The 26,686-nt window shown below is 66.4% G+C and carries 18 protein-coding genes and 1 other RNA gene; 10 read left to right on the top strand and 9 right to left on the bottom strand.

Annotation, left to right across the window (positions count from 1 at the left end):
* Nucleotides 1-20 precede the first annotated feature (20 nt).
* The 8 genes from BMZ43_RS06305 (at nt 21) to BMZ43_RS06340 (ending at nt 7,869) form a co-directional block, all read left to right on the top strand.
* Nucleotides 21-1,043, top strand: coding sequence for a YncE family protein (locus BMZ43_RS06305; protein ID WP_064308672.1), 1,023 nt, complete (start codon nt 21-23; stop codon nt 1,041-1,043).
* A 150-nt stretch (nt 1,044-1,193) separates the two neighbouring features.
* Nucleotides 1,194-2,048 carry an iron uptake transporter permease EfeU gene (gene efeU, locus BMZ43_RS06310; RefSeq protein ID WP_064308671.1) on the top strand — a complete coding sequence of 285 codons (855 nt, stop codon included), beginning with the start codon at nt 1,194-1,196 and terminating at the stop codon, nt 2,046-2,048.
* Between the two features lie 41 nt (nt 2,049-2,089).
* A complete protein-coding gene (gene efeO, locus BMZ43_RS06315) occupies nt 2,090-3,244 on the top strand; it encodes an iron uptake system protein EfeO (RefSeq protein WP_064308820.1) in 1,155 nt (384 codons plus the stop codon).
* A complete protein-coding gene (efeB, locus tag BMZ43_RS06320; RefSeq protein ID WP_093251177.1) occupies nt 3,241-4,533 on the top strand; it encodes an iron uptake transporter deferrochelatase/peroxidase subunit in 1,293 nt (430 codons plus the stop codon). The genes efeO (BMZ43_RS06315) and efeB overlap by 4 nt, the downstream gene beginning before the upstream one ends.
* 21 nt (nt 4,534-4,554) lie before the next feature.
* Entirely contained in the window at nt 4,555-5,370 is an 816-nt protein-coding gene (gene efeO / locus BMZ43_RS06325) for an iron uptake system protein EfeO (protein WP_064308669.1), read from the top strand.
* A 78-nt stretch (nt 5,371-5,448) separates the two neighbouring features.
* Nucleotides 5,449-5,523: non-coding RNA, sX9 sRNA (locus BMZ43_RS06330), on the top strand.
* 203 nt (nt 5,524-5,726) lie between these two features.
* Nucleotides 5,727-7,385 carry a nitrite/sulfite reductase gene (locus BMZ43_RS06335; RefSeq protein WP_017640565.1) on the top strand — a complete coding sequence of 553 codons (1,659 nt, stop codon included), beginning with the start codon at nt 5,727-5,729 and terminating at the stop codon, nt 7,383-7,385.
* Nucleotides 7,369-7,869, top strand: a complete 501-nt coding sequence (locus tag BMZ43_RS06340; protein ID WP_064308668.1) for a DUF934 domain-containing protein — start codon at nt 7,369-7,371, stop codon at nt 7,867-7,869. The genes BMZ43_RS06335 and BMZ43_RS06340 overlap by 17 nt, the downstream gene beginning before the upstream one ends.
* Nucleotides 7,870-7,927: 58 nt before the next feature.
* On the opposite strand, the gene BMZ43_RS06345 is transcribed toward BMZ43_RS06340, so the two are convergent.
* The gene (locus BMZ43_RS06345; protein ID WP_064308667.1) at nt 7,928-8,920 is read right to left on the bottom strand and encodes a YhdH/YhfP family quinone oxidoreductase; all 993 of its coding nucleotides are present in this window, start codon (nt 8,918-8,920) and stop codon (nt 7,928-7,930) included.
* A 50-nt stretch (nt 8,921-8,970) separates the two neighbouring features.
* Nucleotides 8,971-9,996, bottom strand: coding sequence for a protease SohB (gene sohB / locus BMZ43_RS06350; protein ID WP_093251183.1), 1,026 nt, complete (start codon nt 9,994-9,996; stop codon nt 8,971-8,973).
* A gap of 258 nt (nt 9,997-10,254) precedes the next feature.
* On the opposite strand from sohB, the gene BMZ43_RS06355 reads away from it, so the two are divergent.
* Entirely contained in the window at nt 10,255-10,566 is a 312-nt protein-coding gene (locus BMZ43_RS06355; protein WP_058765123.1) for an SCP2 sterol-binding domain-containing protein, read from the top strand.
* Between the two features lie 51 nt (nt 10,567-10,617).
* Here the strand turns inward: BMZ43_RS06355 and BMZ43_RS06360 are convergent, their stop codons facing one another.
* The 7 genes from BMZ43_RS06360 to BMZ43_RS06390 all read right to left on the bottom strand — a co-directional run bounded on the left by BMZ43_RS06360 (nt 10,618) and on the right by BMZ43_RS06390 (nt 25,746).
* Nucleotides 10,618-12,099, bottom strand: a complete 1,482-nt coding sequence (locus BMZ43_RS06360) for an efflux transporter outer membrane subunit (protein WP_093251189.1) — start codon at nt 12,097-12,099, stop codon at nt 10,618-10,620.
* On the bottom strand, nt 12,096-15,206 hold the full coding sequence (locus BMZ43_RS06365) for an efflux RND transporter permease subunit (RefSeq protein WP_093251192.1): 3,111 nt from the start codon (nt 15,204-15,206) through the stop codon (nt 12,096-12,098). The genes BMZ43_RS06360 and BMZ43_RS06365 overlap by 4 nt, the downstream gene beginning before the upstream one ends.
* Before the next feature lies 1 nt (nt 15,207).
* Nucleotides 15,208-18,339 (bottom strand): multidrug efflux RND transporter permease subunit, encoded by a 3,132-nt coding sequence (locus BMZ43_RS06370; protein WP_093251194.1) that lies wholly within the window; start codon nt 18,337-18,339, stop codon nt 15,208-15,210.
* A 9-nt stretch (nt 18,340-18,348) separates the two neighbouring features.
* Nucleotides 18,349-19,584: an MdtA/MuxA family multidrug efflux RND transporter periplasmic adaptor subunit gene (locus BMZ43_RS06375; RefSeq protein ID WP_093251201.1), complete on the bottom strand. Its 1,236-nt coding sequence runs from the start codon at nt 19,582-19,584 to the stop codon at nt 18,349-18,351.
* A 159-nt stretch (nt 19,585-19,743) separates the two neighbouring features.
* The gene (tpx, locus tag BMZ43_RS06380) at nt 19,744-20,244 is read right to left on the bottom strand and encodes a thiol peroxidase (protein ID WP_064308661.1); all 501 of its coding nucleotides are present in this window, start codon (nt 20,242-20,244) and stop codon (nt 19,744-19,746) included.
* A 79-nt stretch (nt 20,245-20,323) separates the two neighbouring features.
* Nucleotides 20,324-24,016, bottom strand: a complete 3,693-nt coding sequence (locus tag BMZ43_RS06385; RefSeq protein ID WP_093251205.1) for a translocation/assembly module TamB domain-containing protein — start codon at nt 24,014-24,016, stop codon at nt 20,324-20,326.
* Nucleotides 24,013-25,746: an autotransporter assembly complex protein TamA gene (locus BMZ43_RS06390; protein ID WP_064308659.1), complete on the bottom strand. Its 1,734-nt coding sequence runs from the start codon at nt 25,744-25,746 to the stop codon at nt 24,013-24,015. The genes BMZ43_RS06385 and BMZ43_RS06390 overlap by 4 nt, the downstream gene beginning before the upstream one ends.
* Before the next feature lie 121 nt (nt 25,747-25,867).
* On the opposite strand from BMZ43_RS06390, the gene xthA reads away from it, so the two are divergent.
* Nucleotides 25,868-26,680 carry an exodeoxyribonuclease III gene (gene xthA / locus BMZ43_RS06395; RefSeq protein ID WP_064308658.1) on the top strand — a complete coding sequence of 271 codons (813 nt, stop codon included), beginning with the start codon at nt 25,868-25,870 and terminating at the stop codon, nt 26,678-26,680.
* Nucleotides 26,681-26,686 lie beyond the last annotated feature (6 nt).

Genomic DNA, 26,686 nt, shown 5'->3' on the forward strand with positions numbered 1-26,686 from the left:
TGCCCCTCGGGAGACCTCCTATGCCCCACCTGAATCGCCGCCGGACCCTCGGCCTGCTGGCTGCCAGTGCCGCCCTGCCCCTGCTGGGCGGCTATCCGCTCCGCGCCTTCGCAGCGGGCGATGAATACCTAGCCCTAGTCGAGAAGGAAGCCCCCGGCATCGGCTTCTATCGCCTGGCCGATGGCAAGCGCGTCGGCAGCCTGGAATTGCCCGAGCAGCCCCATGAGATCGTTGCCGACCGTCAGGGTCGCTATGCCTATGTCGGCCAGTATGGCGTCAAGAGCTGGCAGGCGCCCGGCGAAGGCGGTCACCAGGTCAGCGTGATCGATCTCGCCGAGCGCCGGCTGGTAAGGTCCATCGACCTGTCGCCCTACCACCGCCTGCACGGCATGCGCCTGGACGACCAGGGTCGCCTCTATGTGCTCAGCGAGACCGATTCGCTGCTCATCCGCTTCGACCAGCCCGCCACCGCCGAAGCCCCCGGTCAGATCGTCCCGGTGGGCGGCACGCGCAGCCACTACTTCGTGCTGACCCGCGATGGGCGGCGTGCCTATGTCGCCGATACCCTGAGCGGCCTGGTTATCCTGGTGGATACGCACAATCCCGCCGTCCTGCCGGTGAAGAAGTATCTTGGTCAGGCGCCAGAAGGCTGCTGCCTGAGTCCGGACGAGCGGACGTTCTATGTGCTGGATCGGTTCGCCGGCATCCTCCATGCGCTGGATGCCCGCGACCTCGCGCCGCTCCGCCAGGTCAAGCTGCGCGGCGAGGCGGTGCGCGTGGCCGCCTTGCCGGATGGCCGCCTGCTGGTCTCCAACCTGGCGGACAAGAGTCTTTCGCTGCTGCGGCCCGATACCCTCGCGGAAGTCGCCTATCTGCCCATGGGCAGCGCCGTGCCCGGACTCAACCTCGATCCCCGCGGCGAGCGCCTGTTCGCCGCCCTGGAGGACAACCAGCTGGCGGTGGTCGATCTGCGCAACTGGCGAGAGATCCGCCGCTTCGCCACCGGTAAGGCGCCGGATACCGCCGTGGTCTTTCGCACCTGACGCTCGCCTGCACCCCGATCCGCTGCCAACCAGTCGGCGGATCCGCAAGGCACGAGAATCATCCGCATTTAACAATCTGAATCATTGTGATACAAATCACCGACCTCCGGGCGCCTTCGCGCCCCTTCGCTTATGTCGGTGATAGCTTTCATGCTCGTTCCCTTTTTGATCATGCTCCGCGAAGGCATCGAAGCGGCGCTCATCGTTGGCATTATCGCCAGCTACCTGCAACGCACCGGTCGTGGTCACTGGATGCCCGCGGTCTGGATCGGCGTGATGCTGGCCGCCGCCCTGTCGCTGTTCGTCGGCGCGGGCCTGCAACTAGCCAGTGCCGAATTTCCGCAACGCCAGCAAGAGCTGTTCGAGGCGATCGTCGGCCTGGCGGCCACGGCCATCCTCACCTCCATGGTGTTCTGGATGCGCAAGGCGGCGCGTTCGATCAAGACCGAGCTGCATGACTCCCTGGAAAACGCGCTGTCCGCCTCGCGCAACCAGGTCTACGCCCTGATCGGCATGGTCTTCCTGGCGGTCGCCCGCGAGGGCCTGGAAACCGTGTTCTTCCTGCTCGCGATTTTCCAGCAGAGCGCCGGCCCCGGTGCGCCCCTGGGCGCCCTGCTGGGCCTGGTCATCGCCATCGCGGTGGGCTATGGCCTCTATACCGGCGGTGTGCGGCTGAACCTGGGAAAATTCTTTCGCTTCACCGGCCTGTTCATCCTCTTCGTAGCGGCCGGCCTGTTCACCAACTCGATCAAGGCCCTGCATGAAGCCGGCCTGTGGAATGCGCTGCAGCAGGTGGTCTTCGACTGGAGCCACGTGCTGCCCGCCGACGGCCCGGTCGGCACGGTCCTGGCCGGTATGTTCGGTTACCAGGACACCCCCACGGTCAGCACCCTTGGCGCCTATCTGCTGTTCCTGGCGGTCACCCTGCCGCTGTTCTTTCGCACCCCGGCGCCGCCCCAGCGTCCTGCCGTAACCACTCCTGCCTCGCTGGAGCGCCCGTCTTGAACAACACCAACTCCCATTCGCCAAAGCCAGGCTCCACGGCCATGCGCTTGGCCGTGATCGGCTCCGCGACCTTGCTGGTCGTGGCGGCCGCCGCCTTCTACTACGCCTCGCGCTCGGCCGGTCAGCGCCATGCCGAGGTGGGTGACAGTGAGGTCAGAGTCGAGATTCTGGCCAATCGCTGCGAGCCCAATGCCCTGGAGGTGCCTGCCGGGCCGGCGCGTTTCCGTGTCATCAACCGCTCGGACCGTGCGGTGGAGTGGGAAATCCTCGATGGCGTCCTGGTGGTCGAGGAGCGCGAGAACATCGCCCCCGGTCTCAGCCAGGTCATCAACGCCACCCTGGCCCCCGGCGACTACGCCATTACCTGCGGCCTGCTGAGCAATCCGCGCGGCACCCTGAAGGTACTCCCGACCGCCGCCTCGGAAGCCGCCAGCAAGGCCGGTCCGACCCTGACCCAATTCGTCGGCCCGCTGTCGGAATACCGCGTCTACCTGAATCAGCAGAGCCGCCTGCTGCTGCAGGGCATCGCCACCCTGCAACAGGCGTTGGCCGCGGGCGACCTAAAGCAGGCCCGCGCCGCCTATGCCGCTGCCCGCCTGCCTTACCAGCGCCTGGCGGCGACCGCCCAGCGCTTCGCCGAGGTGGACAATCGCCTCAATGCCCGCGCCGACTACTACGAACAGCGCGAACAGGATCCAGCCTTCGGTGGCTTCCATCGCCTCGAACAAGGCCTCTTCGCCGGCAACAGCACTCAGGGCCTGGAGCCGGTCGCCAACCGCCTGCAGCAGGACGCCGCCGCGCTGCGCGACGCCTTGCTCGGTCAGTCGCTGCCACCGGAGCAACTCAGCGGCAACGCCGCACGCCTGCTGCACAACCTGGCCAGCACCCGGATCTCGGGCGAGGAAGAGCGCTATAGCCAGCTGCTCCTGCCTGGATTCGCCGCCAACCTGGAGGGCACGCGCAAGGTGATCGAGTTGCTGCGCCCGCTGCTCGCCAAGGGTCATCCCGAGTTGCAGCAACGCCTGGATACCCAGGCCGACGCCTTTGCCGCGGCCCTGGGCGATGTCCACCGCCCCTACTCTTCCCTGTCCCCTGACGATCGCCAGCGCATCGCCGCCGCGGCCCAGGCGCTGGCCGATTCCCTCGACCAGGTCGCCCCGGCCCTGGGCCTTGCCGCCACCAAGACCACGCCATGAAGAAGTCCGCTCCCGATCAGCCCAATATCGAACGTCGCCGCCTGCTGGGTGGCCTCGGCGCCGCCAGCGTGGCCCTGGCCGGTGCCGGGCTCTGCCCGATGCACGCCCGGGCGGCCAGCACCGCCGAGGTGACCCGCGCCCCCGGCAGCGCCAATACCCATCAGCGCCAGGCGTTCCTTGGCCCGCACCAGAGCGGCATCGTCACCCCACGGCCGGCGGCCGGAATGATCGTGGCCTTCGATGTGCTGGCCAGCGATCGCGAGGACCTGGAACGCCTGCTGCGCACCCTCGACGAACGCATCCGCTTTCTCATGCAGGGTGGCCCGGTGCCGGAGGTCGACCCCAAATTGCCGCCGTTGGATTCCGGCATCCTTGGTCCGGTGGTGACGCCGGACAATCTCACCGTCACCGTCTCGGTGGGCGAGTCGCTGTTCGATGACCGTTTCGGCCTGAGCGCGATCAAGCCGCGGCAGCTGCAGCGCATGACCGGCTTTCCCAACGACGCCCTGGAAGCGGACTGCTGCCATGGCGATCTCTGCCTGCAGTTCTGCGCCAACACCCCGGACACCAACATCCACGCCCTGCGCGACATCCTGAAGAACCTGCCGGATCTCCTGGCGATCCGCTGGAAGCAGGAAGGCAGCGTGCCGGTGCAGGATCCGCCGCCCGGCCAGCCCGCCGAGAGCGCGCGCAACTTCCTGGGCTTCCGCGACGGCTCGGCCAACCCGGATTCCACCGACCAGCAGGCGATGGACCGGATCGTCTGGGTCCAGCCCGGCAGCGGCGAACCGGCCTGGGCGGCCCAGGGCAGCTACCAGGCGGTGCGCATCATCCGCAATTTCGTCGAGCGCTGGGATCGCACCCCGCTGCAGGAGCAGGAAGCCATCTTCGGTCGGCGCAAGCCCAGTGGCGCGCCCATGGCCGGCGGTCACGAGACCGACGTGCCGGACTACGCGAGCGACCCCAAGGGCAAGGTCACCCCGCTGGACGCCCATATCCGCCTGGCCAATCCCCGCACCCCGGAGAGCCAGCGCAACCTGATCCTGCGCCGCCCCTTCAACTACTCCAACGGCGTGCGCAAGAATGGCCAACTCGACATGGGCCTGCTGTTCATCGCCTACCAGGCCGACCTGGAACAGGGCTTCATCGCCGTGCAGAAGCGGCTGGATGGCGAGCCCCTGGAGGAATACATCAAGCCCATCGGCGGCGGCTACTTCTTCGTCCTGCCAGGCATCACCGATCCAAAGGACTACCTCGGCCGCAGCCTGCTGGCAGCCGCACCGCTTTAAACCCTCGACAGGAGAAGTCGAATGAAACGCTCGTCACTCGCCGTTGCCCTCGGACTGGCTCTGGCCATGCCGGCCTTTGCCGCCAACTCGCCGCTGGACCTGGTCGGCCCCATCTCCGACTACAAGATCTATGTCACCGACAACCTGGCCAAGCTCACCGAGCAGACCCAGGCCTTTACCGCAGCGGTCAAGCGCGGCGACCTGGCCACCGCGCGCAAGCTCTATGCGCCGACGCGGGTCTCCTACGAGCAGGTCGAGCCCATCGCCGAACTCTTCAGCGACCTGGACGCCGCCATCGATTCCCGTGAAGACGACCATGAACAAGGCGTCAAATCCGAGGACTTCACCGGCTTCCACCGCCTGGAATACGCCCTCTTCGCCCAGAACACCACCGAGGGCCAGGGGCCCCTCGCCGACAAGCTGCTGGAGGACGTCAAGGACCTGCAGAGCCGCGTCGACGGCCTGACCTTCCCGCCGGAAAAGGTGGTGGGCGGCGCTGCGGCGCTGATGGAGGAAGTGGCAGCGACCAAGGTGTCGGGCGAGGAAGAACGCTACAGCCATACCGATCTGTACGATTTCCAGGCCAACGTCGATGGCGCCAAGAAGATCGTCGACCTGTTCCGCCCGCAGATCGAGAAGCAGGACCAGGCCTTCGTCGCCAAGGTCGACAAGAACTTCGCCACGGTCGACAAGATCCTGGCCAAGTACAAGACCAAGGATGGCGGCTTCGAGGCCTACGACAAGGTCAGCGAGCGTGATCGCAAGGCCCTGGTCGGTCCGGTCAACACCCTGGCCGAGGACCTCTCCACCCTGCGCGGCAAGCTGGGCCTGAACTAACCGCGGCTGCTAAAACTACTGCGCGTCCGCCAGACGGGCGCGTGCAGTGCTCGGAATCCTCATGTACCGCTCGTACACTCGTGCGCGAGCCCGGTCCGGTTCCTGCGCGCCGCGCGCACCCGCCTGACAGCCGCTCGCTACGCTTTATCAACCACGGTATTCATAAGTGGTATCCGGCGCCGCCCACCCGCTTTCCGCTTATCGCCGGAATAGATTTATATATAAAGAAACATCACTTTTAAGCATATAGACCTGCTGCTATCGTGCACGGCCTAGAAAAGTCGCCAGCGCGCCCCTCGGGTGCCCAAGACTTCGATCACGCGCAGCCGTGCGCGCCGCCTGACAGCAGGATGACCATGTACGTTTACGATCAGTACGATCAGCGGATCGTCGAAGAACGTGTCGCCCAGTTTCGCGACCAGACCCGCCGCTTCCTGGCCGGAGAGCTGGGTGGCGAAGAATACCGCCCACTGCGCCTGCAGAACGGCCTCTACATCCAGCGCTATGCGCCCATGCTGCGGGTCGCCGTGCCCTATGGCCTGCTGAACACCAAACAGGTCCGCAAGCTGGCGCAGATCGCCCGTGACTACGACAAGGGCTACGCCCACATCAGTACCCGGCAGAACTTCCAGTTCAACTGGCCGGAGCTGGAAGACGTGCCCGAGATCCTCGCCGAGCTGGCCACCGTGCAGATGCATGCCATCCAGACCAGCGGCAACTGCATCCGCAACACCACCACCGACCAGTTCGCCGGTGTCGCCCATGACGAACTGATCGATCCGCGCCCCTGGTGCGAGATCATCCGCCAGTGGTCGACCTTCCACCCCGAATTCGCCTTCCTGCCGCGCAAGTTCAAGATCGCCGTCAACGGCGCCGCCCTGGATCGTGCCGCCATTGAGGTGCACGACATCGGCCTGGAAGCGGTGCGCAACGAGGCCGGCGAGCTGGGCTTCCGCGTGCTGGTCGGCGGCGGCCAGGGCCGTACCCCCCACACCGGTGAATTCATCCGCGAATTCCTGCCCTGGCAGCACCTGCTCAGCTACCTGGAAGCCACCCTGCGGGTCTACAACCGCTACGGTCGCCGCGACAATAAGTTCAAGGCGCGCATCAAGATCCTGGTCAAGGCCCTGGGCGCCGACGCCTTCGCCGAAAAGGTCGAGGCCGAATGGGCCCACCTCAAGGACGGCCCCATCACCCTGACCGACGCCGAGGTCGCGCGGGTCTCCGCCTTCTTCGTCGATCCGGCCTATGCCGAGCTGCAGGACCAGGACGAAGCCCTCGCCCGCCTGGACGCCGAGCAGCCCGGTTTCGCCCGCTGGCGTCAGCGCAACACCTTCCGCCACAAGCGTCCGGGCTATGTCGCCGTGACCCTGTCGCTCAAGCCCACCGGCGTGGCCCCGGGCGACGTCACCGATCGCCAGCTGGACGCCATGGCCGACCTCGCCGATCGCTACAGCTTCGGCGAGCTGCGCACCTCCCACCAGCAGAACGTCATCTTCGCCGACGTCCGCCAGGATCAGTTGCTGGAGCTCTGGCACGAGTTGCGCGAGCACGGCTTCGCCACCCCCAACATCGGCCTGCTGACCGACATCATCTGCTGCCCGGGCGGTGATTTCTGCTCCCTGGCCAACGCCAAGTCGATCCCCATCGCCGAAGCCATCCAGCGCCGTTTCGACGACCTGGACTACCTGTTCGACATCGGCGAGCTGGATCTCAACATCTCCGGCTGCATGAACGCCTGTGGTCACCACCACGTCGGCCACATCGGCATCCTGGGCGTGGACAAGAAGGGCGAGGAGTTCTACCAGGTATCCCTCGGCGGCGACGCCGGTCGTGACGCCACCCTGGCCAAGATCCTCGGCCCCTCCTTTGCCCAGGACCAGATGCCCGAGGTGATCGGCAAGCTGATCAACGTCTACGTCGAGCAACGCACCGAAGACGAGCGCTTCATCGACACCTACCGCCGTATCGGTATCGACCCCTTCAAGGAGCGCGTCTATGCAAAGAATCATTAAGGGCGACCAGCTGGTCACCGACAACTGGCATCTGCTGCCCAAGGACGTCGCCTTCGCAGACGTCCCCAATAGCGACGACGTGATCATTCCGGCTGCGCTGTGGCTGGAACACGGCCATGCCCTCACCTGCCGCGACGGCCGCCTGGGTATCTGGCTGGACAGCGACGAAGAGCCCGAGAGCATCGCCGCCGATCTCGAGCATTTCGCCCTGATCGCCATCAACTTCCCGGCCTTCGTCGACGGGCGCGGCTATTCCTATGCGCGCCTGCTGCGCGAACGCTTCGGCTGGACCAGCGAGCTGCGCGCCATCGGCGACGTCCTGCAGGACCAACTGTTCTTTCTCAAGCGCTGTGGCTTCGACGCCTACGTGGTCCGTGCCGACCGCGATCCGGAAGCGGCGCTGGCCGGTCTGCGCGACTTCAGCGTGACCTACCAGAGCGCGGTGGATCAACCGGAGCCGCTGTTCCGTCGTCGCCAGGCCTGACCGCCCTGGAGGCAAAAAGAAACCCGCCGCGGCGGGTTTCTTTTTGCCTGGCCTTCGCTCAACCGAGATCGACGACCACGCGACCCACCATCTTGCCGGCAAGAATCTGGCTGATGGTATCGGGCAACTCTTCGAGGCCGACCTCGCGGGTCAGGCTGTCCAGGTCATCCAGCTTCCACTGCACCGAGAGCTTGTCCCACAGCGCGGCCTTGGCCATCAGCGGCAACTCGACGGAATCCACGCCCAGCAGATTCACCCCGCGCAGGATGAAGGGAAAGACCCCGGCTTCGAAGGTGGTGCCGGCGGTCATGCCGCAGCAGGCTACGCTGCCGCCGTACTCCAATGACTTGATGACATTGAAGAGGATGTCGCCGCCGACGGTATCCACTGCGCCGGACCACTGCTGGTCCAGCAGCGGCTTGCCGACGCCATCGACCAGGGTCGCACGGTCGAGGATCTGCCGAGCGCCCAAACGATGCAGCCACTCCGCGCGCTCCAGCTTGGCGGTAGAGGCCGCCACGTGATAGCCGAGCCGCGCCAAGAGCTTGACCGCCAGGCTGCCGACGCCACCGCTGGCGCCGGTCACCAGTACGGTACCGGCCTCCGGGGTCAAGCCCATCTGTTCCAGCTTCTCGACGCACAGCGCCGCGGTGAGACCCGCGGTGCCCAGCACCATGGCCTCGCGCAGGCCGAGGTTGTCCGGACGGCGGATCACCCAGGCGGCCGGTACCCGGATGTACTGACCGAAGCCGCCGGGGGTGCTCATGCCCAGGTCATAGCCCGTGACCAGGACCTCATCGCCCACGGCGAATTCGCCAGCGCTGGATTGCTCCACCACGCCCGCCGCGTCGATGCCCGGGGTATGGGGATAGCGTCGGGTCACACCGCGGTTGCCGATGGCCGACAGGGCGTCTTTGTAGTTGAGCGAGGAATAACGCACCCGGATCAGCACCTCGCCTGCGGGCAGGTCGTCCAGGCTGCGCGTCACCACCTCTTGCCGAAAAGCACCATGGGCCCCTTCGGTCACCCAGAGCGCCTGAAAATTGCTCATCGCAGAACCTCCGTTGGAGTCTTGTTATGGGGCCGCTAGTCCTATGGACCTCAGCGCCAGCGGGTCGACTCGCCCAGGCGTTCCCACCAGGTGGTCACCAGGCGATCGACACCGAGGCTGGCCGCCATGCCCAGACGTTCGGGCAACGACTTCTTCTCGACGAAGCGCAGCGAGAAGACCTCGACCACCTGGGCCCGTTCGGCCAGGTATTCGTCGCTGGTGCGCAGCTCGTCCACCAGCTGCTTGCCCAGGGCGGCCTGGCCCAGCCAGACCTCGCCGGTGGCGACCTCGTCGATGTTGAGTTGCGGGCGGTAGTGGGCGACGAAGTTCTTGAACAGGACGTGGGTGGTGTCCAGATCGTGCTGGAATTTCTCCTTGCCCTTCTCGTCGTTCTCGCCGAACACGGTGACGGTACGCTTGTACTCACCCGCGGTGAAGACCTCGAAATCCACGTCATGCTTTTTCAGCAGGCGATGGACATTGGGTAGCTGGGCGACCACGCCGATGGAACCGAGGATGGCGAAGGGCGCACAGAGAATGCGGTCGCCGATGCAGGCCATCATGTAGCCGCCGCTGGCGGCCACCTTGTCGACGCAGATGGTCAGAGGGATCCCGGCCTGGCGGATACGCGCCAGTTGCGAGGCGGCCAGGCCATAGCTATGCACCAGGCCACCACCGCTTTCCAGCCGCACCACTACCTCGTCCTTGGGCGTCGCCAGGGTCAGGACGGCGGTGATCTCGTTGCGCAGGTGTTCGTTGGCCGTGGCCTTGAGGTCGCCATGAAAATCGAGGACATAGACCCGCGACTTGCCGGACTCGCTCTTGCGCTTGCTCTTCTCGGCCTTGGTCTCGCGCTTGCGCAGGGCCTTGAAGGCCTCCTTGCCCAGCACGCTTTGCTGCAATCTCAGCCGCAGATCGCGATAGAAGTCATTGAGCTTCTGCACCTGCAGTTGCCCTGCCGAGCTGCGCCGGTTGCGGCCACGGACGGCGGCGGTGAACAACAGCACGGCGATGATGGCGACCACCACGGTGACGGTTTTGGCCAGGAAACTGGCATAGTCGGCAAGAAACTCCACGGACTCTCCTAGGATGGCGGCAGCAGTGCCCTGCCCAGCATACCGAGTCGTCCGAGCGATAGAAACTCGGCGATCCTTGGTCGGTCTTCCTGCATGGGCTACTTCTCGGCTGCGATCAGGCCGTGCGCAAGCCCCAGCCTTTCAAACAAGCGTATGAATAGCCGTTGACAGGCCTTCTGCCGCCCCCTACCCTCGGTCGAGTACCCTGCCCCTCCGCTGGAGTGGGCCTCATCGAAAAAGACCACAAGGACCCTCGCCATGAGCGCAGCCGATGCCATCGCCACCCTGAAGAGCAAGTTCGACCCCTCCGCCGCGGCCGGCCTGGATCTCACCTATCAATTCGACGTCGAGGGCGGTGACAACTACTACGTGGTCATCAAGGACGGCACCTGCGACGTCCAGCAGGGCGACGCCGCCGATCCGGACTGCACCCTGATCATGGACCAGGCCACCCTGGCCGGTATCGTCAGCGGCGAGACCGACGGCATGCAGGCCTTCATGTCGGGCAAGCTGCGCGTCGAAGGCAACATGATGCTGAGCATGAAGCTGGGCGAACTCTTCCCCAACTAAGTGCCAGTCGCGAAAAAGCCGGGCAATCGCCCGGCTTTTTTGTGCCTGGGCTCAGGGCCGCCGCGGTGGCGCAGGTGGTGCGACATTGCCATCCCAGCCACCGCCGAGCGCGGCGATCAGCTGGACGCTGGTGCTGAGGCGACTGCCCAGCAGGGTCAGGTTGGTGCGTTCGTTGCTCAGGGCGGTGGTCTGCAGGGTGACGACGTCGAGATAGCCGATCAACCCGGCCTGGTACTGATTCTCTGCCAGTTGCAGGGCGCGGCGCGCGGCGTCCAGGGCCTCCTGGCGTACGCCGGCTTCGTCATCGTAGGTGCGCAACTGCACCAGGTAGTCTTCCACCTCGCGGAAGCCATCGAGCACGGTCTGGCGATAGCCGGCGACGCTGGCGTCGTAGCTGGCTTCGGCCGACTCCACCTGGGCCTGGCGCAGGCCACCATCGAACAGCGACAGGGCGAAGGATGGCCCGATCGACCAGAAGCGATTCGGGGTGCTGACCAGGCCGCCCCATTGGCTAGCGCTGTAGCCACCGCTGGCGCTCAGGGTCAGGTCGGGATAGTAGGCGGCTTCGGCGACGCCGATGGCGGCATTGGCGGCCATGACCTGGCGCTCGGCCTGGGCGATGTCCGGACGCCGCTCCAACAGCGTCGAGGGCACGGCGCTCGGCAGCGGCGGCAACTCGGGAATCGTCTTGACCGTGGCCAGCTGGAAATTGGCCGGGACTTCGCCGACCAGCACCGCGATGGCGTTTTCCAGCTGGGCGCGTTGATACCTGAGATCGATGGCGTCGGCCTGGGTGCTCTTTAGCTGGGTGGTGGCCTGGGCCACATCGGCCGGGGTAACGATACCGGCGCGGTACTGGTTCTGGGTCAGCCGCAGGGAGCGCTCGTAGGCGGCCACGGTGGCGTCGAGCAGCCGCTGCTGGGCATCCAGCACCCGCAGCTGCAGGTAGTTGGTCGCCAGTTGCGTCTGCAGACTCAGGCGGGTGGCGGCTAGCTCAGCGGCGCTGGCCTGGGCGGTGGCCCGATCCGACTCCACCTGGCGGCGGACGCGGCCCCAGAGATCCAGCTCCCAGCTCACCCCCAGACTGGCGTCATAGGCGTTGCTGATGGTACTGGTGCCACTGCTGCTGAAGGTGCTGCTGGTGCCACTGGAGTTGCGGATGACGGTGTTGCTGCCCGAACCGCCGCCGCGTCCGGAACGGGTGGCGCCCAGGCTGCTGGACAGGGTCGGGAACAGCGAAGCCCGCGCCTGGCTGACCAGGGCCAGCGACTGCCGATAGGTGGCCTCGGCCTGCGCCAGGCTCTGGTTGCGCTGGTTGAGCTGCACCATCAGCCGATCCAGGGTCGGGTCGTCATAGCGCCGCCACCAGTCGCTGCGCATCTCTAGGTCCTTGGGCGCGGCGGCCTGCCAGCCTTCGGCGTGGCGATAGGCGACCGGTACCGTGGTGGTCGGTCGCTGGTAATCCGGGCCCAGCGTACAGCCGGCCAGCAGCAGAGCCAGGGTCAGCGTCGGCAGGCGCAGGAATGGGGTCATAGCGGCGTATCCAGGGCAGCGTCGGTACGGATGCCGCGCCAGCGATTGACGCGGCGGCGCAGGCGTTCGAAATAGAGATAGACCACCGGGGTGGTGTAGAGGGTGAGGATCTGGCTCAGCACGAGCCCGCCGACGATCACCAGGCCCAGCGGCTGGCGCATCTCGGCGCCTTCGGTATTGCCGATCAGCAGCGGCACGGCGCCGAGGATGGCGGCCATGGTGGTCATGAGGATGGGCCTCAGGCGCAGCAGGCAGGCCTGGCGGATGCCTTCCTCGGGCGTCAGCCCCTGTTGGCGTTCCAGTTGCAGCGCCAGGTCCACCATCATGATGGCGTTCTTTTTCACCACCCCGATCAGCAGGAACAGCCCGAGCATGGAGATCAGGCTGAACTGGCCGCCGGTGAGCTGGATGGCCAGCAAGGCCCCTACCCCCGCCGACGGCAGCGTCGAGAGGATGGTCAGGGGGTGTACGTAGCTCTCGTAGAGCACACCGAGCACGATGTAGACCAGCACCAGGGCGCCGAGGATCATCAGCGGCTGCCCCGAGACGGTGCTGGCGAAGATGTTGGCCGAGCCGCCCAGGCGACCCTGGACATCGCTGGGCAGACCGATGGCCGCCACCGCGCGCTGCACCGCCCGGGTCGCCTGCTCCAGGCTGACGTCCGGCGCCAGGTCGAAGTTGATGCTCTCCGAGGCGAACTGGCCGTCGTGGGTGACCCGGTCCTCGGCAAGGCTGTTGGTGTAGTAGGCGAAGGCCGACAGCGGCACCTGGGCGCCGCTGCTGGTGATGACCCGCACCTGCTCGAGGACGGTCGGGTCCTGGGCATAGCGCGGATTGATCTCCATCACCACCTTGTACTGGTTGAGCGGCTCGTAGATGGTCGAGATCTGCCGCTGGGCGAAGGAGTTGTTGAGCACCGCGGCCACGGTCTCCATGTCCACGCCGAGGCGCTTGGCCTTCTCGCGGTCGATCTGCAGGGTGATCTGCTGAGTGCTGCCCTCGCGGCCATCCACCGCGGTCAGTTCCGGCAGCGCCTTGAGCGCGGCCAGCACCTTGGGCTGCCAGGCCTGCAGCAGCTGGACGTCGCCGGAGAGCAGGTTGTACTCATAAGACGAGGTGCTCTGCTGGCGACCGCCGAATCTGAGGTCCTGGTCGGCCATGAGGAACAGCTGGGCACCCGGCACCTTGGGGGCATTGGCGCGGATGCGCTCGATGACCTTCTGGGCATCCAGCTGGCGCTCGGCGATGGGCTTGAGGCGGATCAGCATCACCGCATTGTTCACCCCGCTGCCGGAACCGGAGCTGCCGACGAAGCCCGAGGCGCTGGCTACCGCCGGATCGGCCAGCAGCGACTTGCGCAGGATCTCGATCTTCGGCTGCATCACCTGGAACGACAGGGCATTGTCGCCGCGGATGAAACCGATCAGTTGGCCGGTGTCCTGCTGCGGCATGAAGGTCTTGGGCACCACCACATAGAGCACCACGTTGAGCACTATGGTGGCGATCAGGCTGAGCAGGGTCAGGCGCCGATGGCGCAGGGCCCAGCCGAGGCTGCGGTCGTAACCCGCCACCAGCCGGCGATGGGCGCGTTCGCTGAAGCGCTGCAAGCGTCCTTGGGTCGCCGGGTCATGGGGCCTGAGCCAGCGCGCGCAGAGCATGGGCGTCAGGGTCAGGGACACCACCAGGGAGACCAGGATGGCCGCCGCCAGGGTCAGGGAGAACTCCCGGAACAGCTTCTCGACGATGCCACCGATGAAGAGGATGGCGACGAAGACGGCCACCAGGGAGACGTTCATCGACAGCAGGGTGAAGCCCACCTCGCGGGTGCCCTGATAGGCGGCTTTGAGCGGCGCCATGCCGTTGTCGATGTGGCGGGCGATGTTCTCCAGCACCACGATGGCATCGTCCACCACCAGGCCCGCCGCGAGGATCAAGGCCATCAGCGACAGGGTATTGAGCGAAAAGCCGAGCAGGTACATGACGGCGAAGGTGCCCACCAGGGAAATGGGTACCGCCAGGGCCGGAATCACCGCGCTGCGCAGTCGGCCAAGGAACAGCCAGACCACGCCGATCACCAGGAAGACGGCGATGATCAGGGTCAGCTCGGCCTCGTGCAGGGTGGCCTTGATCACGCCTGAGCGGTCCATGGCCACTTCCAGGCGGGCGCTGGCCGGCACGATGGCTTCCAGCGCTGGCAGGCGCGCCTTGAGCGCGGCGATGGTCTCGATGATGTTGGCGTTGGCCTGGCGATTGACCACCAGCAACACTGCGCTCTGGTCGTTGTAGAAGCCAGCGTTGTAACGGTCTTCCACCGCGTCGCTGACCTTGGCGACATCGCGCAGGCGCAGTGCCGCGCCATCCTGGTAGCGGATGATCAGGGGCGCATAGTCGGCGGCCTTGAACAGCTGGTCGTTGGCCTGGATCTGCCAGTTGTGCTGGTCATTGGCCACCGCGCCCTTGGGCCGACGCTGGTTGGCGCTGTTGATGGCGGTGCGGACATCGTCCAGCGCCAGGCCATAGTGCTCCAGCTGCCGCGGCTCCAGCTCGACGCGTACCGCCGGCAGGGAGCTGCCGCCGATCTGCACCTCGCCCACGCCGTTGACCTGGGACAGGCTCTGGGCCAGCACCGTCGACGCCAGGTCGTACAGTTCGCCCTTGCTCAGGGTCTTGGAGGTCAGGGAGAACACCATGATGGGTGCCTGGGACGGATTGACCTTGCGATAGCGCGGCATCTGGCGCATGCCGCTGGGCAGCAGGTTGCGCGAGGCGTTGATGGCCGCCTGCACCTCGCGGGCGGCGGTATTGACGTCCTTGTCCAGGTCGAACTGGATGATGATCTGGGTCGAGCCCTGGCTGCTGCGGCTGGTCATGGAACTGATGCCGGCGATGCTGCCCAGGGAGCGCTCCAGGGGGGTGGCCACGCTGGAGGCCATCACCTGGGGACTGGCGCCGGACAGGGTCGCCGAGACGGTGATGGTCGGGAAATCCATCTGCGGCAGTGGCGCCACCGGCAACAGCCTAAAGGCGATGGCGCCGAGCAGCAGCAAGGCCAGGCTCAGCAGCAGGGTCGCCACCGGCCGGGCGATGAAGGGCGCCGAGAGATTCACCTCAGGCCGTCCTGCGCCGACCCAGGCGCTCGCCCAGGCGGTCGAAGGCCAGGTAGATCACCGGGGTGGTGAACAGCGTCAGCACCTGGCTCACCAGCAGGCCGCCCACCATCACCAGGCCGAGCGGCTGGCGCAACTCTGCGCCGGCGCCGGTGGCCAGCATCAGCGGCACCGCGCCGAACAGCGCGGCCAGGGTGGTCATGAGGATCGGCCGGAATCTCAGCAGCGCCGCCTGGTAGATGGCCTCCTCCGGCGTGAGCCCCTGGTGGCGTTCGGCGTCGAGGGCGAAGTCGATCATCATGATGGCGTTCTTCTTGACGATGCCGATCAGCAGGATGATGCCGATCACCGCGATCAGCCCGAGGTCGTTGCCGGTGAGCAGGAGCGCCAGCAAGGCGCCGATGGCCGCCGAGGGCAGCGTCGAGAGGATGGTCAACGGATGGATGAAGCTCTCGTAGAGCACTCCCAGCACGATGTACATCACCACCACCGCCGCCAGGATCAGCAACAGGGTGCTGGACAGCGAGGCCTGGAAGGCCGCCGCCGCGCCCTGGTAGTGGGTATTGATGCCCACCGGCAGGCCGATCTCCTGCTTGGCCGCGTCGATGGCGGCCACGGCGGCACCGAGGGAAACGCCGTTCGCCAGGTTGAAGGACAGGGTCACCGCCGGGAACTGGCTGAGGTGGTTAATGACCAGACGGGTCGGCCGCTGCTCCATCTTCACCAGGCTGGACAGCCGCACCGGGGCGCGACTGGTATCCGTGGTGGTTTCGGCCGTGCTGGCCGTGCCGGTGCCACTGCTGCCGCTGGAGGAGGTACCACTGCCCGCCTTTACCCAGACCTGGCTGAGGGCATCCGGCCCCAGGCTGTCGGCAGCGGCGCTGGCCAGCACCACCCGGTACTGGTTGGCCTGGGTGTAGATGGTCGAGATCTGCCGCTGACCGAGGGCGTCGTAGAGGGCGTCGGTGATGGCCGAGACCTGCACCCCCAGGCGCGCCGCCGCGTCGCGGTCGATGGTCAGGTACAGCTGCAGCCCCTTGTTCTGCAGGTCGCTGGTGACATCGGTGAGCTCGGGCCGCTGGTGCAGCGCCTCGGTCAGCCGCGGCACCCAGGTGTCGAGCAGATTGGCGTCGGGCGAATCCAGGGTGAGCTGATACTGGGTGCGGCTGACCCGGTCTTCGACGCTGAGGTCCTGCACCGGTTGCATGTAGAGGGTGATGCCGACCACCTTGGCGACCGCGGGCCGCAGCCGGTCGATCACCTCCTGGGCCGTGACATCGCGCTCGCTCTGCGGCTTGAGGTTGATCTGCATGCGACCGCTGTTGAGGGTGACGTTATCGCCATCGACGCCGATATAGGACGACAGGCTCGCCACCGCCGGGTCTTGCAGCACCACCGCGGCCAGGGCCTGCTGGCGCTCGCTCATGCCACGGAAGGAAATCGACTGGGGCGCCTCGGTGATGCCCTGGATGGAGCCGGTGTCCTGAGCCGGAAAGAAGCCCTTGGGCACCAGCAGGTAGAGCACCGCGGTGAGCACGAAGGTCGCCAGCGCCAGCAGCAGCATCAGCGCCCGATTGGCCAGCGACCAGCGCAGTGCCCGGCCATAGCCGGCGATCAGCCGCTCCAGCCAGACCAGCTGGTGCTCGGCGGCTTCCTCGCGCTTGAGCAGGCGGGCGCACATCATCGGCGTGAGGGTAAGGGAGATCACCAGGGAGATGAGGATGGCCACCGCCAGGGTGATGGCGAATTCGCGGAACAGCCGGCCGACCACGTCCTGCATGAACAGCAGCGGGATGAGCACGGCGATCAGCGAAACGGTCAGGGACACCAGGGTGAAGCCGATCTGGCGGGCGCCCTTGAGCGCCGCTTCCATGGGTGTGGCGCCCTCTTCCAGATGCCGGGAGATGTTTTCCAGCATGACGATGGCATCGTCGACGACGAAACCGGTGGCGATGGTCAGGGCCATCAGCGACAGGTTGTTGAGCGAGAAGCCGGCCAGGTACATGGCGCCAAAGGTGCCGATCAACGACAGCGGCACCGTGACCGAGGGGATCAGGGTGGCGCTGAAGCGACGCAGGAAGACGAAGGTGACCATGACCACCAGCCCCACCGCCAGCAGCATCTCGTGCTGGACGTCGGTGACCGCGGCGCGGATGGTCTCGGTACGGTCGCTGAGCACGGCGATGTCGAGACCGGCCGGCAGGCTTTCCTTGAGGCTCGGCAACAGCGCCTGGATGCGGTCGACGGTCTGGATGACGTTGGCCCCGGGCTGGCGCTGGACGTTGACCAGGATGGCGCCGCTGCGATTGGCCCAGGCGGCCAGGCGGTCGTTTTCGGCGCCCTGGGCGATGGTGGCGACGTCACCCAGGCGCAGGGCGCCGTTGTCGGCGTAGTTGAGGATCAGGTCGCCATAGGCCTTGGGGTCGCGCAACTGGTCGTTGGCGTCCAGGGTGGCCACCCGGGTGGGGCCGTCGAAGCTGCCCTTGGGCTGGTTGGTGTTTTCGCTGGTGACCAGGCTGCGCACATCGGCCAGGGTCAGGTTGTGGGCCGCGAGCTTGTCGGGATCGACCTGGATGCGCACCGCCGGGCGCTGGCCGCCGGCCAGGCTGACCATCCCTACCCCGCTGACCTGGGCCAGCTTCTGCGCCATGCGGGTGTCGACCAGGTCGTAGAGCGTGGGCAGCGGCAGGGTCCTGGAGCTGATCGCCAGGGTGACGATGGGCGTATCGGCCGGATTGACCTTGTTGTACACCGGGGGCGCCGGCAGGTCGCTGGGCAGCAGGTTGTTGGCCGCGTTGATCGCCGCCTGGACCTCCTGCTCGGCGACCGACAGGTTCAGTTCCAGGTTGAATCTCAAGGTGATGACCGAGGCGCCACCGGAGCTGGTGGAGGCCATCTGCGACAGACCCGGCATCTGCCCGAACTGGCGCTCCAGCGGCGCGGTAACGGCGCTGGTCATGACATCGGGACTGGCGCCGGGATAGAGGGTGAGCACCCGGATGGTGGGATAGTCCACCTGTGGCAGCGCCGCGACCGGCAGCAACCGATAGGCCAGCAGACCGGCGATGAGCAGCGCCACCATCAACAGGGTGGTGGCGACCGGGCGCAGGATGAAGGGGCGCGAGATATCCATCGCGGCCGATCAGCCCTGGGTCTTGCCGGGCTTGCGTACCGCCGGCTTGGCCGGTTCGCTGGGCGCCGCCGAAGCCCCGGTGACCACCTCCACCTCGTTGCCCTCGCGCAGGCGATCGGTGCCTTCGGTCACCACCCGGTCACCGGCGGCCAGGCCTTCGGTGACCACGGTTAGACTGCCGTCATCCGGCCCCAGCTTGAGGCTGCGGACCTGGATCTTGTTGTCGGGCCCCACCACGTAGGCGAAGGTGCCATTGGAGCCGAACTGGATAGCCGCGGAAGGCACCACCAGGGCCTGATCCAGCACCTGTTCGCGCACCCGCACGGTGACGAACTGATTGGGGAACAGCGCCTCGTCGCCATTGGCGAAGCGCGCGCGAAACTTGAGGGTGCCGGTGGCCGTATCGATCTGGTTGTCGAAGCTCTGCAGGGTACCGTCGGCGACCTTGCGCGAACCGCCGCGATCCCAGGCTTCGACCGGCAGGGTCTGGCCGGCGCGGGCGCGCTTGAGCAACTCGCCGAGCTGGCTTTCCGGCAGGGTGAAGACCACCGAGATCGGCTGGGTCTGGGTGATGACGGCGACCACGGTGCTGTCGTTGGCGGACAGCAGGTTGCCCCCATCCAGCTGACGCAGGCCGACACGGCCGGCGATGGGCGCCTTGATCTGGGTGAAGGCCAGATTCAGCTTGGCATCGGCCACCGCTGCCTGGCTGTTCTTGAGGGTACCGCGGTACTGGTTGACCAGGGCCTCCTGGGTATCCAGCGTCTGCCTGGCGATGCTGTCCTCGCGGAACAGCCCCTGGTAGCGCTTGAGGTCCAGCTCGGCGTTGCGCAGCTGCGCCTGATTCTGCTGCAAGGTGCCCTCGGCCTGCTGCAGCGCCACCTCATAGGGGCGTGGGTCTATGGTGGCCAGCAGCTCGCCGGCCTTGACCTTCTGGCCTTCGTCGAAGGCGACGCGGACCAGTTCGCCGGCGACCCGGGTGCGCACGTTCACGGTATTGAGCGCGGTCACCGTACCGATGGACCGGCGCACGATGGCAAAGCTGCGCTGTTCGACCGCCACCACCCGCACCGGGGTCGGGCCGGTCATGCCGAAGGGCGAACGAGCCCCCTTGCCGGCCGCGGCCTCGCTCTTCTGGCCATGCTGGTGATACCAATACCAGCTACCCGCGGCCACCAGCACCACGAGAACGAGCAGCCAGACCAGTCGGCGACGGGAGGAAGAGCTAGGCGAAGAGTCGGACATCGGAGAATACGTACACGCTGGGGAAGGCGGAAGATAAGCAGTAGCGAGACGGCTAACCAGCCCCTTTACTGCGATTTTACCTAAAGCAAAACGGGCAGACACAAAAGGCGCCTGCCCGTTTCGAAGCGCCCACCGCGTGGCGCGGTGGGTTGCCGGCGATCAGCCGAGGACGGCGAGCGCAGCCGCGTAGTCCGGCTCCTGACCGATCTCGGGCACCAGTTCGCTGTGCAGCACCCTGTCCTGTTCGTCCAGTACCACCACGGCACGAGCGGCCAGGCCTTGCAGCGGACCGCTGGCCAGGGCGACGCCATAAGCCTGCAGGAATTCGGCACCGCGCAGGGTCGAGAGGTTCATGACCTTTTCCAGGCCTTCGGCGCCACAGAAGCGCTTCTGGGCGAACGGCAGGTCGGCGGAGATGCACAGCACCAGGGTGTTATCCAGCTTGTCGACTTCGCTGTTGAACTTGCGCACCGAGGTGGCGCAGGTCGGGGTGTCGACGCTGGGGAAGATGTTGAGCACCTTGCGCTTGCCGGCGAGGCTGGCCAGGGTGATGTCCTGCAGATCGCCATTGACCAGGCTGAAGGCCGGGGCCTGTTGGCCAGGCTGCGGCAGGTTGCCCTGCACCTCGACCGGGTTGCCACGCAGATTGACGGTTGCCATGAACAGCTCCTTTCTCATGAGACGGGACAGGGAGTAAACACGTTTTCCGCACCCGATCAAAGCGTTACGCGCCCCTGCTTCAAAAATCGCGGCGATAGAAGAAATCCAGGGAATTGGCCAGACCGCTGGCGATCTCGAGATAGAGCCGGCGGGTGAGCTGGTAGCGCAGGGCGACGGTATTGGCCGAATCGAACACCCCTACCCCATAGCGCACCGACAAGCGATCGGTCAGATTTCCCGAGGCCACCACGCTGGTCTTGTCCCCCGATCCAGCGGTATCAAGCTGGAAGTTCTGGATGCCCAAGCGCTGCGCCAGGGCACCGGCGGTGCCGGAACTGCCGGCCAGGCCCAATGCCAGCGCCGCCTGGCCGAGCACGTTGTTGTCGCCTTCGCTGCCGCTGGACAGCGGCCGCCCCAGCACCAGGTAGGCCAGCGCCTGCTCCTGGCTCATGCTCGGCTCGGAGAACACTTCGATACGCGGCTGCTGGGCGAAGCCCGAGAGCCGCAATCCCGCGGTGACATTCTGCTCCTGCACCACCCGTACGGCTTCCACATCGATATAGGGCTGGGCGATAGGCCCCTGGAAGAACAGCCGAGCGCGCCTCATGGTCAGGCGCTGACCATAGGCGTTGTAGCGACCGTTGCGCAGGTTCAGCTCTCCGCGGGTGTCGAGGTTGTCGCCGATGTGGACCTTGCCGACGATTTCCGCGGACAGGCCAAAGGCATCGAAGGTGAGCTTGTCGGAGCCGACCAGCACATCGACGTCCATGGCGATCTGCATCGCCTGCTGCCTGGCCGGCGCCTCCTGGCCGACGATGACGGCATCGTCCGACACCTTGACCGTGGACGGCGGCAACTGCTGCACCTGGATGCGCCCACGCGGCACCCGGACCTCACCGGCCAGGGCCAGGCGGCCGTTCTGCATGAGAATCTTGAGATTGGGCGCCACTTCCAGCTGCGCATAGGGCTCGACGTTGACCGGCAGCTTGTCGCCGGTGACCGCCACATTGACGTCCAGGCCATTGGCCCAGCCGACGCTGCCCCGGATCTGGCCGCGCCCCTGGGTGCCGCTGCGCCAGCCGCCGTCGAGCAAGGCGGTGTCGCCCTGGATACGGGCGGTCAGGCCGAGGTCCTGCAGGCGCGTCGGCACGCTGCCGCCGCCGATGTCACCACCCGTGAGCTGGATCTGGCCATTGACCCGCGGTTGCAGCAGGGTTCCGCCCAGCTCGCCCGCGCCGTTGATCTTGCCTTCCAGATGCTCGATGCCTTCGACGAAGGCCTTGCCCAGGGCCAGGTTCAGCCCCTGCAACTGGAAGCGCCCGGCCAGGGCCTGATTCGGATCGCGAGGGTCCAACCGGGCCTGGACGTCGAGCCGGCCGAGGTCGGCACTGGTCAGGCGTACCTGGGTGTCCACCTGTTGCGGTTTCAGGGCGCTGGTGACGTCCAGGCTGTCGTAGCTGAAGGTCTGCCACTGGCCCGCGGCGTCGCGCAACCTAAGGCTGCCACGGCCGGCCTGGAGACGGATCTCGCCATCGGGCCCGGCCTTGGGCAGGCGCAGGTCGACGTCGCCATCAAGGGTGCCCTGCCAGGCCAGTTCCGGGGGCAGCAGCGGTTGCAGACTGGCGAGCGGGAAGGCGCGCAGGTGCCAGGCGAGACGGGTGTCGGGCAGTAGCTGCTGATCGTCGCCGCAAAGGCTGGCCGCGCCGGACCGCCAGCAATGCCGGCCCAGTTCCAGGCGCCCGTTGGCCAAGCGTTCGATGCGCGCGGGGCTTTGCAGGGTCCAGTTCTGGCCGCTGGCGGCAACCGAGCCGCGGGCCAGCTGGCCCTTCCAGTCGCCGTTGTCGGCCAGGGTACCGCCGGCCGCGAGCGCCAGGTTGAGCTGGGACCCCTTGAGCAACAGCTCGGCCTGCTGCTGGCGGCGATCGCCCTGCCCCTGCAGGCGCAAGACGCCAAAATCGCGCCCGGCCGCCTGCAGCCCCTGGGCGGTCAGCTCCAGCTTGCCGCGCTGGCGATCGTCCAGAGTGGCCGCCAGCCCCAGGCTGCTCATGCGGTTGTCGGCATAGGCGAGCTGGCGCCCATCGAGCTGCAGCTTGCCCGCCGGTGCCTTCAAGGTGCCCGCCAGATCCAGGCGACCCTGGGCGCTGCCCGAGAGATCGGGCCAGAGCTGGGCCAGTCGGCGCAGATCCAGTTGCAGTTGGCCCTGCAGCCGCTGGTCGAGGGCGCCCTGCCCCTGGATGCGGTTGTCGCCCAGGCGAACATCCAGCTGGGAGACCTGCCACTGCTCACCGGCGCCCTGGGCCTTGGCCGCCAGGACCGCCGGTTGGTTGCGCAGTCGGCCCTTGAGGTCCAGATCGGCATCCAGCCGCAGGCGGCCGTCCTTGAAGGCACCGGAACTGCGCAGCGGACCGGCCAGGCTACCGGGCAGCTGAGCGACCCAGAAGGCCGGATCCAGGCGACTCAGATCCAGGGCCACCTGCCAGCTGATGCCGTCGGCGAAGCCCAGGTTGACCTTGCCCTGCGCCCGCCCCTGGCCGGCCTGGAGATCCAGCGAGGGCAGATTGAGCTGGGTGGTATCGCCACTGAAAGGGGTGGCCAGGGTGAAGGCACCGGCCGGACCGGTGGCCGCGGCCTTGAGATTGCCCAAATAGGCACCGTCTCTATAGGCCACCTCGCCCTGCAGACGCTGCAGGCTCACCGGGGGCTCCGCCATGGGATACAGCCGGCGCCAGGGGAAGTCGCGCCAATCCAGGGTGGCGTCGGCGGCGAGCCCCTGCTGCCAATCGACCTGGCCGGCCAGCGCCACGCGCTGCTCGGGCGCGGTCTGCAGGCGCAAGGCCGCGACCCGCGCGCCCTTGGCATCGACGCGGCCCTCCAGATTCAGGTCCACCGGACCGCCCTCGCCCGGCAGTTTCGCCTGGCCGACCAGGGCGTAGCCCGCAGCCAGATCGCCTCGCGCGGTCAGCTTGAGGTCGTTCAGCCGCAGGGTATCGGGCAGGCTGGCGGCCGCCTTGAAGCCATCGGCCAGCAGTTGCAGATCGGCCGGGACGTTGTCCACCAGCGGTTGCACCGTGCCGGTCAAGCGGCCGGGCAGATAGCCGCTGCTGTCGGCCTCCAGGTGCAGGGTCTGCTGCAGCTCGCCCTCCAGCTTGAGCGCCAGTGACCAGGGCGCGGCATCCGGCGCAGGCAGGCCGAGGGTGCCCTGCAGCTGCAGCGGCCAGTCGCCATTCGGCTGCAGCCGGCCATGGGTATCGAGGGTGATGCCATGGGCCATGCCGGCCAGTCGCTCGATGGCGATGCCATCAGCCTGCCAGCGGGCCTGGAGTTCCAGGTCGCGGGCCTGCTCGGCGCCGTTGTAGCGGATCTCACCGATCCGCACCTCGCCCAGCTGAATACCGACCGGCAGGCCCAGGCGGGGTAGCTGGATCGGCCCGCTGCTTTCCGGCTGGGGCTCGTTGCTGGGGGCCTGGTCAATGGCGATGCGCGAGGCGACCAGGGTATCGATGCACAGCTGCAGCCTGAGCAGGCAGCCGGGTCGCCAGGCGAATTCGGGGGCCACGACCGTTACCCGGGTGGCGCCCCCCTCCCAGACCAGCTGCCGAGCCTGCCAATGGCCACCCAGGCGCCCCTGAAACTCGGTCAGGGTCAGACCCGGCACCCGCTCCAGCACCAGGCGGCCGATGCCGGCGTTGCCCAGGACCAGGGCCAGCAACAGGATCAGCCCACCGAGCAGGGTCGCCAGCACGCCAAGGATGACACCACCTACCGACTTCACAGCTCAGGTCCTATGGAAAAGTGCAGGCGGATGCCGCCGGGTTCGTCGAGGCCGTGGGCCAAGTCGACGCGGATCGGCCCGACTGGCGAGACCCAGCGCACGCCCACGCCGACGCTGGTCTTGAGTTCGTAGTTGTTGAGGTCGTTGAAGGCGCTGCCCTGGTCGATGAAGGTGGCCAGCCGCCACTTGTCGCGCAGGGGATATTGGTATTCGACGCCTCCAGCGACCAGGTAGCGACCGCCCACGTAGTCACCTTCGTCGTTTTCCGGTGACAGGGTCTGGTAGTCGTAGCCGCGAACGCTCTGATCGCCACCGGCGAAGAAGCGCAGCGACGGCGGGATCTTGTTGTAGCCATTGGTGAGGTTGCCGCCCAATTGCAGGCGTCCGAGGAAGCGATGGCCGTCGCCCACGGTGATCAACCCGCGGGCCAGCGCCGTGGCGTGAATCATGTTGGCGTCGGAGAGCAGCCCCTCCTTCGCCGCCGAGACGCCGAATTGCAGGCGGTAGCCGCGATTGGGGTCGATGCGGTTGTCACTGCGCAACAGTGAGAAATCGACCCCCGGCATCACCAGGTTGGAGGTGCCTTCGTCATTGCCCAGGCGATAACTTTCGTTGCGCCACTTGAGCGAGAGCACCCGCTCCCAGCCATTGGGAAACTTGCGATGCCACTCGGGACCCACGGTCAGCAACTGGCTGAGGGAATCGTCGTCGGCGATCTGCTCGTACTGGTAGCCGCCGGCGAAGCGGAACTTGTCATTGATCGGGTCCTGCCCGGGAATGTCGTACCAGGTGGCGATGCTCTGGCGTGGCGAAGACAGCTCCGCCTCCGCACCCAGGCTGTGGCCCTGGGGGTTGAGCCAGTGGTTCTCCCAGGTGAATCTCAGCCGTGGACCGACATCGGTGGAATAGCCGGGGCCGAAACCGAAGGTCCGTGGCTTGCGGGTCCGCAGGGTGACCGTTACCGGCACCTCGGCCGCGCCTTCCTGCTTGGGATAGGTGTCGAGCCGTGCCCCGTCGAAGAAGCCGCTGGCCAGCAGGTTGCTCTGGAAATCGGCGATCAGCTCGGAATCGTAGGGCGTGCCCTGGGCGAAGGGCACCATGCGCTGGAGCAGATCGGGATCGAAGGGCGCATCCCCTTCGAACGACACCTTGCCGAGGACGAAGCGTGGACCGCTGTCGAACACTAGGGCGATATCGGCAAAGCCGGTGGCCGGATCGATACGCAGCTGATGCTGGGTGAAGGTGCCGCGAAAGAAGCCATAACGTTGCGCCTGATTCTGGATCAGGCTCTTGGCGTCTTCGTAGAGGCCCTGGTTCAGCGGCTGGCCTGCCTTGAGTCCGGCCGGAATCGGCTGGCGAAAGGCGCGCAACTCGTGCGCCGGGCCTTCGATACGGATATCGACGTTGCGCAGCCTGACCGGCTCGCCCGGCCGTACCTCGACGACCAGCCGTGGCGTCTCACCCGGCTCGACGCGGCTCTCGATCTGCGCGTGGTAGTAGCCGAGCGCCTGGGCCGCCTGTTCGGCCTGCCGTTCTGTGGCCGGACGCAGGCGCTGCAACCCGGCGACATCCCGCCCTTCGACCGAGCCGATATAGGCCTGGATGTTGTCTCGCAAGGCGTTATTCGCGGGTTGGACGCGAACGCTGACTTCGGCTGGTGCCGCCCAGGCCGCGCCGTGCAGACAACAAATTCCAATCAGGGCGCGGCGTAGAGCGTTCGGCTTATTCATACAGGGATGCTAACGGGCGTTGCGCTGTGAGACAAACGGGAGTGACCAGGGTTCGCCAGGTCGCCGCTTCGGCAACAGGCTTTCTGCTAGGCTAGGGCCATCCACGTTTTGGGAGGGCGTTATGAAGGTAGTCTGCTTCAATATCAACGGCTTGCGTGCAAGACCTCATCAACTTTCTGCCATCATCGAACGCTATGATCCGGATGTGATCGGCCTGCAGGAAACCAAGGTCTCGGACGATCAGTTCCCGCGCGAGGAAGTCGAGGCCCTGGGTTACCACGTGCACTATCACGGCCAGAAGGGCCACTACGGAGTGGCCCTGCTGTCGCGCCTGGCGCCGCTGGAATTGCACAGGGGTTTTCCCGGCGATGGTGAAGAGTCGCAAAAGAGATTCATCTATGGCGTCTTCGCCGACCGAAAGGGTCAGCCACTGGTGGTCATGAACGGCTATTTTCCCCAAGGGGAGAATATCGCTCACCCAACAAAATTTCCTGGCAAGAGGAAGTTCTACGCGGATCTTCAGAATCTACTTGAAGAACGTTTCACGCCGGATACGCCCTTGCTGCTCATGGGGGATTTCAATATCTCCGCCCAGGACCACGACATCGGCATAGGTGCGGTCAACGCCAAGCGCTGGCTGCGCACGGGCGCCTGCAGTTTCCAGCCGGAAGAACGCGAATGGATGCAGCGACTGCTGGACTGGGGCCTGATCGACAGCTATCGCCAGCTGCATCCGGACGTCGACGACAGGTTCAGCTGGTTCCCCTATCGCAGCCGCGGCTTCGAGGACGAACCCAAGCGCGGCCTGCGCATCGATACCATCCTCGCGTCTCGGGTGCTGCGCGAACGGATCGTCTCGGCAGGCATTGACTATGAGATCCGCGGCATGGAGAAGCCCTCCGACCACGCGCCGATCTGGCTAGAATTGACCTGAGGTCCT

The organism is Pseudomonas sp. Snoq117.2 (assembly GCF_900110545.1).
Taxonomy (GTDB): domain Bacteria; phylum Pseudomonadota; class Gammaproteobacteria; order Pseudomonadales; family Pseudomonadaceae; genus Chryseomonas; species Chryseomonas benzopyrenica.